Origin of the sequence: Rhodoferax potami (assembly GCF_032193765.1) — a bacterium.
GTDB classification, from domain to species: domain Bacteria; phylum Pseudomonadota; class Gammaproteobacteria; order Burkholderiales; family Burkholderiaceae_C; genus Allorhodoferax; species Allorhodoferax potami.
Genome location: NZ_JAVBIJ010000001.1, coordinates 3766590 through 3778440, shown reverse-complemented (window position 1 = coordinate 3778440; position 11851 = coordinate 3766590). Strand labels below are relative to the sequence as shown.

General features: G+C 64.7%; 11 protein-coding genes. 9 read left to right on the top strand and 2 right to left on the bottom strand.

Going from position 1 to position 11851, the window contains the following annotated elements; translation table 11 throughout:
- Nucleotides 1-14: 14 nt before the first annotated feature.
- Both flgL and RAE21_RS18225 read left to right on the top strand, forming a co-directional pair.
- Complete coding sequence (gene flgL / locus RAE21_RS18230; protein ID WP_313882571.1) at nucleotides 15-1310, top strand: flagellar hook-associated protein FlgL; 1296 nt, start codon at nucleotides 15-17, stop codon at nucleotides 1308-1310.
- 4 nt (nucleotides 1311-1314) lie between these two features.
- Nucleotides 1315-2535: an HDOD domain-containing protein gene (locus tag RAE21_RS18225; protein WP_313882570.1), complete on the top strand. Its 1221-nt coding sequence runs from the start codon at nucleotides 1315-1317 to the stop codon at nucleotides 2533-2535.
- An 82-nt stretch (nucleotides 2536-2617) separates the two neighbouring features.
- Here RAE21_RS18225 and RAE21_RS18220 read toward each other — a convergent pair whose 3' ends face one another.
- Nucleotides 2618-4195, bottom strand: a complete 1578-nt coding sequence (locus RAE21_RS18220) for a methyl-accepting chemotaxis protein (RefSeq protein ID WP_313882569.1) — start codon at nucleotides 4193-4195, stop codon at nucleotides 2618-2620.
- An 85-nt stretch (nucleotides 4196-4280) separates the two neighbouring features.
- Complete coding sequence (locus tag RAE21_RS18215) at nucleotides 4281-5756, bottom strand: aminotransferase-like domain-containing protein (RefSeq protein ID WP_313882568.1); 1476 nt, start codon at nucleotides 5754-5756, stop codon at nucleotides 4281-4283.
- 111 nt (nucleotides 5757-5867) lie between these two features.
- Between RAE21_RS18215 and RAE21_RS18210 the strand changes: the two genes are divergently transcribed.
- Genes RAE21_RS18210 through RAE21_RS18180 form a run of 7 tightly spaced genes read left to right on the top strand, consistent with a single transcriptional unit; the run spans nucleotide 5868 to nucleotide 11846 of the window.
- A complete protein-coding gene (locus RAE21_RS18210; protein ID WP_313882567.1) occupies nucleotides 5868-6821 on the top strand; it encodes a DMT family transporter in 954 nt (317 codons plus the stop codon).
- Nucleotides 6818-7441, top strand: a complete 624-nt coding sequence (locus RAE21_RS18205) for a LysE family translocator (RefSeq protein ID WP_313882566.1) — start codon at nucleotides 6818-6820, stop codon at nucleotides 7439-7441. Before RAE21_RS18210 ends, RAE21_RS18205 begins: the two co-directional genes overlap by 4 nt.
- 29 nt (nucleotides 7442-7470) lie before the next feature.
- On the top strand, nucleotides 7471-8706 hold the full coding sequence (locus RAE21_RS18200) for an aminotransferase-like domain-containing protein (RefSeq protein WP_313882565.1): 1236 nt from the start codon (nucleotides 7471-7473) through the stop codon (nucleotides 8704-8706).
- A gap of 2 nt (nucleotides 8707-8708) precedes the next feature.
- On the top strand, nucleotides 8709-9332 hold the full coding sequence (locus RAE21_RS18195; RefSeq protein WP_313882564.1) for a glutathione S-transferase family protein: 624 nt from the start codon (nucleotides 8709-8711) through the stop codon (nucleotides 9330-9332).
- Nucleotides 9333-9356: 24 nt separating this feature from the next.
- Nucleotides 9357-10229 (top strand): PhzF family phenazine biosynthesis protein, encoded by an 873-nt coding sequence (locus RAE21_RS18190; protein ID WP_313882563.1) that lies wholly within the window; start codon nucleotides 9357-9359, stop codon nucleotides 10227-10229.
- Between the two features lie 16 nt (nucleotides 10230-10245).
- The gene (locus RAE21_RS18185) at nucleotides 10246-11184 is read left to right on the top strand and encodes a PhzF family phenazine biosynthesis protein (RefSeq protein WP_313882562.1); all 939 of its coding nucleotides are present in this window, start codon (nucleotides 10246-10248) and stop codon (nucleotides 11182-11184) included.
- Nucleotides 11184-11846 carry a LysE family translocator gene (locus tag RAE21_RS18180; protein WP_313882729.1) on the top strand — a complete coding sequence of 221 codons (663 nt, stop codon included), beginning with the start codon at nucleotides 11184-11186 and terminating at the stop codon, nucleotides 11844-11846. Before RAE21_RS18185 ends, RAE21_RS18180 begins: the two co-directional genes overlap by 1 nt.
- Nucleotides 11847-11851: the final 5 nt, after the last annotated feature.

The following is an 11851-nucleotide window of genomic DNA, read 5'->3' as shown; positions in this document are numbered from 1 at the left end:
GAAGGAGTCACAGCATGGCCGTCAACCTCTCCCGCCTCGCCTCTGCCAACACCTACGACAACGCGATCAGCAACCTCGCCAAGCGGCAAACCGCTTTGTCGAACCTGCAGGAAAACCTCACCTCCGGCAAAAAGGTGGTGCGCGCCAGCGACGATCCGACCGGCGCCGCCCAAGCCGAACGCGCCCTTACCCGCCTGGCCCGCATTGCGACCGACCAACGCGCCCTCGAATCCCAGCGCAACACGATTGCCAACGCCGAAAGCACCCTGGGCGATGTGGTGGATGCCATCCAACAGTTCCGCGAACTGGTGGTCAGTGCGGGCAATGGCAGCCAAACCCCGGCAGACCGGAAAACGATTGCCAACCAATTGCAAGGACTGCGTGAGCAGATTCTGGGTTACGCCAATCGCAAGGACACCAATGGTCAACCGCTGTTTGGCGCATTGGCCAGTGCAGCGGAGCCGTTCACCGGCCCCAGCGCCACGGCACCGGACTACACCTACAACGGGTTAGCAGGCCAAGCATCCACCAGTAACACCGCCATCGTGAGCACCCTGGATGGCGAGAGCGCGTTCATGCACCGGACCTCGCGCGATGGTGTCTACAACGTCAGCACCAGCACCATCCCCAGCGACCGGGCACTCACCACCAGCAATGTGACCGTGACCGACTCCAGCCTGGTCAGCCGCGCCAGCTACAAGATCACCTTTGGCCCGGTGACCGCCGGTGCCACTGCCGGAACCAGCTCCATCAGCTACACCGTGGAAGAGATTCCGGCCACCGGAGACCTGCCCACCTTCCCCGGCCCGCCCTATCAGGTGGGCCCCTTCACCGTGCCCGACTACCCCACCGGCAAACCGGTCTCCGTGAACCAGGCGCCTGCAATCAACGGCATGCCCGGCCTGTCGCTAACCATCACAGGTACACCTGCCGCCGGTGATGTGATCAAGGTCGACCCGAACCCCAGCATCTTCAGCGTCATGGACGACGCCATCCGCGACATCGGCGGTGCCGCCAACTCGAATGCCGCCACCCAGGCCGTTGGCCAGGCAATCTACAACCTGGATATCGGCATGAACCGGGTGTCCGCCATCCGGGGCCAGGCAGGCGACTTGCTGAACCGGGCTGACCGCATTACCTCGAACCAGGAGAGCAAGAGCATCCAGCTCGAAGCCGACCGCTCACGCGCGGAAGACCTCGACATGATCAAAGGCATTGCCGACTTCCAGAACCAGCAAACCGGCTACCAGGCCGCCTTGCAGTCGTACGCGCAAGTGCAAAAGCTCTCGCTGTTCAACTTCATCAGCTAAGGCCATGAGCAGCTCGGTCCTTGGCAGCATCACCATCGGGTACGAAGCCCTGTGGGACCAATGGCGCAAGCGCATGGGCGTGCGGCTCTGGCTGGACCCGGACAGCAGCAGCGCGGTCGATGCCACCCACCTGATCGAGTCCCTCCAAGAGCTCTGGCCGGCATCCCGCGAGATTTGCCTGCTCCATGCGCGCACCCCTAGTCTGCTGGCCGACTTGCTGGACCACAGCAGCGCGCCCAACATCTGGGTCGAAGTGCCCGAGCACTGGCTCAACGACGCCCTGTTGGCCGGCCGCGTGCGCAAAGCACAGCAACGTGGCGTCAAGCTGGTGTGGTGCGGCGAGCCGGGCGAGCGCCCGCAGGCCGACATGGCGCAGTGGTTTCACTCCACCATGCTTTCGCTCACTCCAGCCCAAGCGCTGGGTGCACTGCGGGCAGCCCTGCAACGCAGCCAGGACGGCAGCAGCGCTGCGTCGCGCCCGCCAGAGAGCCCGGTGCAAAGCGGGCAACTGTATGAATTGCTGGCCAGCCAAGCTCTGGTGGAGCATGCGCTCGACCAGCAGCATGTGCGCGCGGTGTCCGGCTGGCCGGCAGAAGAGGTGCTATACGCCTACCGCTACCGCCAGATCCAGCCCGCCCGCCAGGCGCTGCTGGACCTGGTCAAGGCGATCGATGCGGACGAATCCCTCGACGCCCTGGAACACGCCATGGGCCGCGAGCCTTTGCTCTGCTACCGCTTCATGCGCTTTGCGAACTCGGCCGCCTTGGGCCTGCGCAACGAAATCGGCAGCCTGCGCCAAGCCTTGATGACCCTCGGCTACAGCCGCTTGCGGGCCTGGCTGATGGAGCACCTGCCCCATGCCAGCGCCGACAGCAACATCGACCCCATCCGCCACAACATGGTGCTGCGCGCCCGCATCATGGAGCACCTGGCGGACGCCGGTGTTGAAGACGAGCTGCGCCGGGAAGTATTTTTGTGCGGTGTGTTTTCGCAGGTCGATGTGCTGCTGGGCGAAAACCTGGGCGCAGCACTGCACCGCTTGCCCCTGCCGGGGCGGGTCGCATCTGCGGTGGTGGGCCAGACTGGCCCTTACGCGCCGTGGCTGGAAGTCGCAGCTGCCCTGGAGGGCCGCAACACCAAGGTCATCCGCGAGGTCTGCCGCGCCCACCAGATACCGGCCGACGAGGTGAACCGCGCACTCTTGCGGGCACTGGCGCAGCACTAGCCACGAGCCGGCTCATTTTTAGAGCCAAATCAGCCTCTAGCGCTCGTTTTATATGCGCCACCAGCTACTAAATTCATAGCAATTACACTGCCAGCTGCCCATCCAGCTTGAAGATAGACACGGTCTGGACCAGCGCCCGGGTTTGGGTTTCCAGGTTCTGAGACGCTGCGGCGCTCTCTTCCACCAAGGCTGCGTTTTGCTGGGTCGTCTGGTCCAGCTGGGTGACGGCCTCGCCGATCTGGGCAATCGCACGCTCCTGCTCCGCGCTGGCGTGGCTGATTTCTTCCACCATATGGCCGACCCGCTGCACCACCTCCACCACATCGCGCATGGTGGCGCCGGCCTCGGTGACCAGGTTGGTTCCGGAGTTCACCTGCACCACGCTGTCCTGGATCAGCTGCTTGATCTCTTTGGCCGCCTCGGCGCTGCGCTGGGCGAGGTGGCGCACTTCACTTGCCACCACTGCAAACCCGCGGCCCTGCTCGCCGGCGCGAGCGGCTTCCACTGCGGCATTCAGGGCCAGGATATTGGTCTGGAAGGCAATGCCATCGATCACGCTGGTGATTTCACCAATACGCCGTGAGCTCGCGCTGATGCCTTGCATCGTGTCCACCACCTGCTCCACCTGGGCACCACCCCGCTGCGCCACCGCGCTGGCGTTGCTGGCGAGTTCATTTGCGGCCTGGGCGCCTTCGGCGCTCTTGCGTGCAGCGCCGTTGAGCTCTTCCATGGTGGCTGCGGTTTCCTCGAGGGCACTGGCCTGCTCTTCAGTGCGCTGGCTCAGGTCCATGCTGCCGGTTGCAATTTGCTGCACACCGGTGGCGAGGTTGTCACTTGCGGAGCGCACCCGCCCCACGATCTCCACCAGACTGCCTTGCATTGCTCCCATGTAGGCCAGCACACTGCCTTCGGGCGCACCGGCAAATTGTGCTTTCGTGGTCAGGTCGCCATGGGCCACACTTTCGGCGGTCGCCCGCAAATCAGAAGGTTCAGCGCCCAGCGCCCGACCCAGGTAGCGGATCATGGCCGTGGCCATGATCACCGCAGCCAACAGCGCTACCAAGGCAACACCCGCCAGCAATTGCAGGTTGCGGTGGAAAGAGGCCTCCGCTTCGGTCACCATCATTTGCGAGCGCTCGGTCGCATAGGCCGCGTATTCCTCCGCCTTGCTCACCAAGGCCACCAGCAACGGGCGGCATTCGACATTGATTTTTTGTATGGCTTGATCGCGCTGCCCTTTCATCGCCATGTCGACTACGGCCAAGGCCACCGGCTCGTATTGGGCCTCCACTTTGGCAATCTCTGCGACCAAGGCGCGCCCGCGTGCGGTCTCATCAGCATCCTGCATCCGCGTGGTCAGGGCGGCCAGCTTGGCCACTACTTGCTTGTTGGCAGCCACCACGAGGGTGAACTCTTGTTGCTTGTCAGACTCGTTGGCCGCATTGACCAGGTTTCTGGCGTGCACCGCGCGCTTGAACACCGCGGCTTGCAGCTCTTCTGCGAGGGTGGAGCGGGCGTTGACCCCCTTCACAAAGCTGGACATGTCGGCATGCATTGCATCCGTCGAGCGGTAGCCCATCCACGACACCAGCATCAAAAAGCCGATCATCAGTCCAAAGGCCAGACTGAGTTGGGCGCGGATCGTGAGTGGAGAAGACATGGCAACACCTTGTAAAAGCAGGTGTCTTTACTTTACGCCCAAATTACCGTTTTAGTCAAATTTTTTGTTTTTGAATTAAATTTGCCTAATTCGCCTTTTGCTTGAATCGTAGTGATTCATCGCGCAGCCGGGCAAAGGTTTTCCAGAACTGCGCCTCTTGGGTGCACGCGAAGTTGATGCGCATCAGGCTGCTGGGCGTGCGCTGCGCATGAAACAGGGCACCGGGGGCGAGCAGGTAGCCCTCGTCCAACATGCGCTGGCTGAGAGCATCAGTGTCCACCCCCGTCTCCACCCAGCCAAACAAGCCCACCGGGTCAGAGGCAAAAGTGCAGCCGTGGGCCAGCGCAAGCTTCACGCTGCGGGCCCGCGCAGCATCCAGCTGGGTGCGGATGCGCTCGGCGTGCCGGCGCAGCTGGCCTTGGTCGATGCACCAGGCAATGGCTTTTTCCAGTAAGGCCGGCGTGGTCAGGGTGGAGAGCAGCTTGGTGTCCAGCAAGCGCTCGGCCAAGTCTCTGGGCGCAGCCATGTAGCCCACGCGCCAGTTGGGCGCGAGGATCTTGGCAAAACCCGCCACATAAATCGTGCGCTGCAGCCCGTCCAGCGCGCAAAGGCGGGTGGCGTGCTCGGGGGCGAAGTGGCTGTAGGTGTCGTCTTCAACGATATGGAAGTCGTGCTGGTTCGCCAACTGCAAGATGCGGTAAGCGCTGCTGGGCGAGAGGCAAAAACCGGTGGGGTTGTGGAACACGCTCACGCTCACAAACAGCTTGGGCTTGTGCACCTCGCAGTACTTGGCCATGACCTCCAGGTCCGGCCCTTCTGCGCGGCGCGGCACCGGCAGAATGCGCATGCCCAAGGCGTCCAGCCGCGCAAACTCCACCGCCCAGCCGGGCTCTTCGACCATCACGTAGTCGCCCGCACGCAGCAGGGTGCGGCTGACCACGTCCAGCGCGTGGGTGGCGCCCATGGTGGTGATGATCTGCTCCGGCGCGGCATGCACTGCCAGTCCCGCCAGCTTGGTGGACAGCGCCCGGCGCAGCCCGATGTCGCCGGCCGGCTCGCCGTATTGCAGCGAGAAGGCGTTCAGCGCCTCCACACTGCAACTGCGGCGCACCGCGGTGGCCAAAAAGGTAGTCTCCAGCCACTCCTTGGGCAGCACGCCCATGCCGGGCTGCGGCTTGTTACTTACGCCATGGAACATGCCGCGTATCAGCGCCGTGGCGTTGAGCGGCGCGCGCTGGCGGGGCATGGTCAGCACCAAACTGCCGCCGTCCGTACCAGCTTCATTTGCTCCTGAAATCATAGCTACACGCGCACCATCCACCTGGGCCAGTGGCACATCTCGCACATAAAACCCGCGGTTGCGGCGCGCTTCGATCAGGCCTTGCGCCAGCAGCTGGTCATAGGCCGTCACCACGGTCGACGGGCTCACCTTCTGCTGCTGGGCACACAGGCGCACCGAGGGCAGGCGCGCACCGGGCGCCAGCAAGCGGTCGCGAATGCGCTGGGCGAACACAGCGCAGAGCTGCTCAGCCAGGGTCTGGGCGGCGGTTTTCATCAACATGGGTCGGTCCCTTGGGGTGGCGCTGTAACGGTCGTGCCAGCAATACAGATTGCAGGCTGTTTAGCGAAACTGTACTGCAACTGTGTTGTTTTTCAAAGTACAGTGAATCGCATGAATTCCAAAAACGAAACACGCGGCCTCTGGCTGGGCCTGCTGGGCGTGGCGATCTTTGCCATCACCCTGCCCATGACCCGCCTGGCCACCGGCACCGCCGACGCGCCCCAGCTCTCGCCCTGGTTTGTGACGCTGGGCCGCGCGGCGCTGGCCGGCGGTTTGTCGATCGTGTTTCTGCTGGCCACCCGCTCGCGCTGGCCCACCGCCGCCGAGTGGCGCCCCTTAAGCATTGCCACGCTGGGCAATGCGCTGGGCTTCCCGCTGCTGATCGGCTACGCACTGCTCACCATCAGCGCGAGCCACGCCGCCGTCATCATTGCGCTGCTGCCACTGGCGACTGCGGTGGTGGCCGCCATCGTCATGCACCAGCGGGCGCGGCTGGGCTTTTGGCTGAGTGCCTGCATTGGCGCCGCGCTGGTTGTGGGCTTTTCGCTCTACCGCGCCACGCAGCATGGCCCGGGCCTGGCCTTGGAGTGGGGCGATGTGCTGATGCTGGGCGCAGTGGTGTCTGCCGCGCTGGGCTATGTGTATGGCGCCAAGGTCACGCCCACGCTGGGTGCCGAGCAGGTCATCTGCTGGGTGTGTGTGCTCGCACTCCCCGTCACCCTGCCGGGTGCCTGGCTCACTTGGCCTGAGCAGGCGATCCGCGCCAGCTCTTGGTGGGCGCTGGGCTATGTGGGCGTGTTCTCCATGTGGGCAGGCTTCTTTGCCTGGTACCGCGGGCTGGCGCTGGGTGGCACGCTCAAAGTGAGCCAGGTGCAACTGCTGCAACCGTTTTTGAGCATTCTGGCGGCCATCCCCCTTTTGGGCGAGTCGCTGGACCTGATGACGGTGGGCTTTGCACTGGCCGTGGTGGCTACCGTGTTCATCGGCAAGCGGTTTGCCTCCAGCCCCGTGCCCCCACCTGCACCCCGGGCCAGCCCCACCGACCTGCCAAGGGCCACGCCATGAACACCGAAACCCTCTTCGCCGCCGGCCTGTTTGCCGTGGTCAGCTCGGTCACTCCGGGGCCTAACAACACCATGCTCATGGCCTCGGGCGTGAACTTCGGGTTCCGGCGCTCCCAGCGCCACCTCTGGGGCGTGAACCTGGGCTTTACCTTCATGCTGCTGTGTGTGGGTCTGGGCCTGCACTCGGTGCTGGACCGGTTTCCGCAGTTTTACGATGTGCTGCGCTACCTGGGTTCGGCCTACATGCTCTGGATTGCCTGGAAGCTGGCCAGCGCACGGCCGTCCCACACCAGCGGCGCCACCGCAGCAGAGCCCGGCAACCCGGCCATCTTGCGCCCCATGGGGTTTTGGGCTGCGGCGGCTTTTCAATGGATCAACCCCAAAGCCTGGGTGATGGCGGTGACCTGCATGAGTACCTACCTCTCGCCCAACGCCGGCGCGGCCCAAGTGGCGCTGCTGGCAGGCCTGTTTATGGTGATGGGTGCGCCGTGCTCCGCGTTTTGGGTAGGCTTCGGGCAGGCCATGCGCGGCCTGCTGCAAGACCCCCTGCGCCTGCGCATTTTCAACATCACCATGGCGCTGGCCCTGGTGGCCTCGCTCTACCCTATGCTCAAGGGCTGACTCCGAATTTTTTTCAAGAGACGATAACCATGACGAACTCCACGCACTGGACCCTGGCCGAACGTGCCGCCAAGATGAACCCCTCGGTGATCCGCGAGATCCTCAAAGTGACCGAGAAGCCCGGCATCATCAGCTTTGCCGGCGGCTTGCCCAGCAGCAAAACATTCCCCGTGGCCGAGTTTGAAGCCGCCTGCGCCAAGGTGCTCAAAGACGACCCCGCAGGCGCCCTGCAGTACGCCGCCAGCGAGGGATATGGCCCCCTGCGCGAACTGGTCGCCGCCCAGCTCAAGGCGCAAAGTGCCGCTGCCGGCGTGACCTGGAACGTGGATCCCGCCCAAGTGCTCATCACCACCGGCTCGCAGCAGGGCTTGGACCTGGTCGCCAAAATTTTGATCGACAAAGACAGCAAGGTGCTAGTCGAGTCCCCCACCTACCTGGGTGCGGTGATGGCATTCACCCCCATGGAGCCCAACGTGGTGAGCGTGGCCAGCGACGCAGAAGGCATCGACATTGCCGACCTGGCCGCCAAGTCTGCCGAAGCCCGCTTTTTGTATGTGCTGCCCAACTTCCAGAACCCCACCGGCCGCAGCATGACCGAAGCGCGCCGCGCAGCACTCAGCGCAGAAGCCGCCCGCAGCGGCCTGCCCATCATGGAAGACAACCCCTATGGCGACCTGTGGTTTGACCAGGCGCCTCCTGCGCCGCTGACTGCGCGCAACCCCGAAGGCGGCATTTACCTCGGCTCGTTCTCCAAGGTACTGGCGCCCGGCCTGCGCATGGGCTTTATCGTGGCGCCCAAGGCGGTGTACCCCAAGCTCTTGCAAGCCAAGCAAGCGGCCGACCTGCACAGCCCCGGCTTCAACCAGCGCCTGATTTTTGAGGTGATGCAAAACGGTTTCCTGGACCGCCATGTGCCCACCATCCGCAGCCTCTACAAAGCCCAGCGCGACGCGATGCTGGAAGCGCTGGCCAAACACTTCCCCGAGTCGCAAGGCCCGGACTCTGCCAATGCCGACAGTACTTTCACCTGGAACACCCCGGCCGGCGGCATGTTCTTGTGGGCGCGCCTGCCTGCCGGCATGAACGCCGTGGACCTGCTGCCCCACGCGGTGGACAAGGGTGTGGCCTTTGTGCCCGGTGCCCCGTTCTACGCCGGCAATGCCGATGCCCGCGCCATGCGCCTGAGCTTTGTGACCCCCAGCGTGGAAGAAATCCACCGCGGTGTGGCCGCGCTGGCCGAAGCCATCCACGCCCAAAGGAGCTGAACATGACGGTCCATATCTGGGGGCGCCTGAGTTCGCTCAATGTACGCAAAGTGGTGTGGGCCGCGCAAGAAACCGGCGTCGCCTTTACCCGCAGCGATGCGGGCATGGCCTTCGGGGTGGTCAAAACCCCCGAGTACCTGGCCATGAACCCCAACGCGCTGGTGCCCACGTTGCAGGATGGCGACTTCACGCTCTGGGAGAGCAACGCCATCGTCCGTTACCTCTGCGCCAAGTACGGTAACGACCAGCTCTACCCTCAAGACCTGACCCAACGCTTTGACGCCGAGCGCTGGATGGACTGGCAACAAACCACCCTGAACCGCGAGAGCGGTGGCGCGTTTCTGCAGTGGTTCCGCACGCCGGCCGACAAGCGCGACGCCGCCGTCATTGCCCGCTCCACCGCCGCCACCGAGCCGGCCATGGCCCAGCTCAACGACCATTTGGCCACCCGCACCTGGATGTGCGGCGAGTATTTCAGCATGGCAGACATTCCCGTGGCCTGCGATGTGCACCGCTGGTTCGCCCTGCCGCAGCCGCGGCCTGACTGGCCGCACCTGGAGCGCTGGTTTGCGGCCATCCTGGCGCGCCCGGCCACGCGCGGTGTGCTCGACCTCCCTATTTCATAACGCTCAACCCTAGAAAGGCTCCTCGTGCCCCAGCTTCGCCCCTTCGCCCAAGTCGATGTGTTCACTGCCCAGCCGTATCTGGGTAACCCGCTCGCCGTCGTGCTCGACGGCAGTGGCCTGAACGATGCGCAGATGCAGGGCTTTGCACGATGGACCAACCTGAGCGAAACCACCTTTTTGCTGCCCCCCACGCCCGAGGCAGCGGCACAGGGCGCGGACTACCGGGTGCGCATCTTCACCCCCGGCGGCGAGCTGCCCTTTGCCGGCCACCCCACACTGGGCAGCTGCCACGCTTGGCTGGAGGCCGGTGGCACGCCCCGAGCCAAAGACCGCATCGTGCAAGAGTGCGCCAAAGGCCTGGTGCAGATCTGCCGCGATGGCAGCCGCCTGGCCTTTGCGGCCCCCTCGTTCCAACGCAAAAACCCAAGCCCCGGCTTGCTGGCACAGGTGGCCCACGCGCTGGGCCTGACGGCCAAGCAAATCATTTCGGCCCAGCACCTGAGCAACGGCACCGACTGGCTGGGCGTGCTGGTGGACGACATGCAGTCCGTGCTGCAACTGCAGCCCGACCACCCCGCCCTCAAGAACTTGGGCGTAAAAGTGGGCGTAGCCGCCGTGGACAGTGCGCGAGCAGCTCCTGATTCGATAGCAGCCAAACTGGAAGTGCGCGCCTTTGCCGCGCTCAACGGCATCAACGAAGACCCGGTCACCGGCAGCTTGAACGCCAGCCTGGCCCAGTGGCTGATTGCGGACGAATACATGCCCGCCAGCTACGTGGTGCACCAGGGCACCTGCATCCAGCGCGAAGGCCGCATCCACATCCGCCAGGACGCCAGCGGCCAGGTTTGGGTGGGCGGTGACTCGGTCACATGCATACGCGGCAGCGCCACTCTGTAACCCGAAGAGACAGCCCATGACCCCACGCGCCTACCAACAAGTCGACGTCTTCACCCGTATCCCCTACTTGGGCAACGCCTTGGGCGTGGTGATGGATGGCAGCGGCCTCAGCGATGAAGAGATGCAGGCCTTCGCCCGCTGGACCAACCTGAGCGAGACCACCTTTTTGCTGCCCCCCAGCCCCGCTGCCGCGGCGCAGGGTGCGGACTACCGGGTGCGCATCTTCACCCCCGCCGATGAGCTGCCGTTTGCCGGCCACCCCACGCTGGGTAGCTGCCACGCCTGGCTGCAAGCGGGTGGCACGCCCAAGGCGGCTGGCACCATCGTGCAAGAGTGCGCCAAAGGTTTAGTCAAACTCAAGCGCGATAGCAGCCGCCTGGCCTTTGCCGCGCCCAGCCTGCAGCGCAGCACGCCCGACTCAGCGCTGATCGCAGAGGTGGCTGCGGCCCTGGGGCTGCGCACCGAGCAGATCCGCGCAGCCCAGTGGCTGGACAACGGGCCAGTCTGGTTGGGCCTGCTGCTCGACAGCATGGACACCGTGCTGGACTTGCGCCCGGACCACTCCGCCCTCAAAGGCTTGGCACGCGGCATTGGTGTAGCCGGCATGGACAGTGCGCCAGAAGCTCCTGATTTGATAGTGCGCAGCAACCGCGAAGCGCGCGCTTTCGGGGGCAGCAGCAGCTCAAGCGCCGCCACACTAGACGACACCCCGTCCATCGAGGTCCGCTTCTTTGCGGACGATATCGGCGTGACCGAAGACCCCGTCACAGGCAGCTTCAACGCCAGCCTCGCCCAGTGGCTGATTGCCGACGGCATCGCCCCCGCCCGCTACGTGGCCGCCCAAGGCACCTGCATTGGCCGTGCCGGCCGCGTCTTTATTGAGCAAGACGCGCATGGCCAGGTGTGGGTGGGTGGCGACTCGGTCACTTGCATTGAAGGAAAGGTTACCCTGTGATGGCGCCGCTGGATGCGTGGCTGTACGCCCCCATGGCCGCGCAACTGGCGCTGGCGTGGACCACGTATTTGATTGGCACCGCCAGCCCCGGCCCGAGCAACATGGCCATCATGGGCATGGCCATGAACGCCGGGCGCCGCCCCGCGCTGTGGCTGACGCTGGGCATTTTGAGCGGCTCCTGGTTCTGGGGCGTGCTGGCAGCACTGGGCATCTCGCAGCTGCTGGCCAGCTTCGGCGCCGGGCTGATCGCCATGAAAGTGCTGTGCGGTTTGTACCTGCTGTGGCTGGCCTTCAAGTCGGGCCGCTCGGCCTTGCAGCCCCAAGCTTCTGCGGCATCGGCCACACCGCAAGCGGTGGATGCGCGCAGCCTGTATTTGCGTGGTTTGGCCATGCACCTCACCAACCCCAAAGCCGTTTTGAGCTGGCTGGCCACGGTCACCGTGGGCATTCCTGCCGGCGCCTCGCCGCACTTGGCATGGGTGGTGGTGGGCGGCTGCATGGTCATGGGGGTGGCCATCTTCGGCGGCTATGCGCTGGCGTTTTCTACCCCGGCCGCACGCCGCGTCTATGCCCGTGCCCGCCGCGGATTGGAAGGCCTGCTGGCCGCCGTGTTCGGCATGGCCGGGCTGCAGCTGCTGCGCACCAGCACCCACGCACATTGAATTTC

Bases quoted from the DNA above. Each gene is read 5' to 3' on its own strand.
- flgL (WP_313882571.1), top strand. From the start codon at position 15: ATGGCCGTCAACCTCTCCCGCCTCGCCTCTGCCAACACCTACGACAAC.
- RAE21_RS18225 (WP_313882570.1), top strand. From the start codon at position 1,315: ATGAGCAGCTCGGTCCTTGGCAGCATCACCATCGGGTACGAAGCCCTG.
- RAE21_RS18220 (WP_313882569.1), bottom strand. From the start codon at position 4,195: ATGTCTTCTCCACTCACGATCCGCGCCCAACTCAGTCTGGCCTTTGGA.
- RAE21_RS18215 (WP_313882568.1), bottom strand. From the start codon at position 5,756: ATGTTGATGAAAACCGCCGCCCAGACCCTGGCTGAGCAGCTCTGCGCT.
- RAE21_RS18210 (WP_313882567.1), top strand. From the start codon at position 5,868: ATGAATTCCAAAAACGAAACACGCGGCCTCTGGCTGGGCCTGCTGGGC.
- RAE21_RS18205 (WP_313882566.1), top strand. From the start codon at position 6,818: ATGAACACCGAAACCCTCTTCGCCGCCGGCCTGTTTGCCGTGGTCAGC.
- RAE21_RS18200 (WP_313882565.1), top strand. From the start codon at position 7,471: ATGACGAACTCCACGCACTGGACCCTGGCCGAACGTGCCGCCAAGATG.
- RAE21_RS18195 (WP_313882564.1), top strand. From the start codon at position 8,709: ATGACGGTCCATATCTGGGGGCGCCTGAGTTCGCTCAATGTACGCAAA.
- RAE21_RS18185 (WP_313882562.1), top strand. From the start codon at position 10,246: ATGACCCCACGCGCCTACCAACAAGTCGACGTCTTCACCCGTATCCCC.
- RAE21_RS18180 (WP_313882729.1), top strand. From the start codon at position 11,184: ATGGCGCCGCTGGATGCGTGGCTGTACGCCCCCATGGCCGCGCAACTG.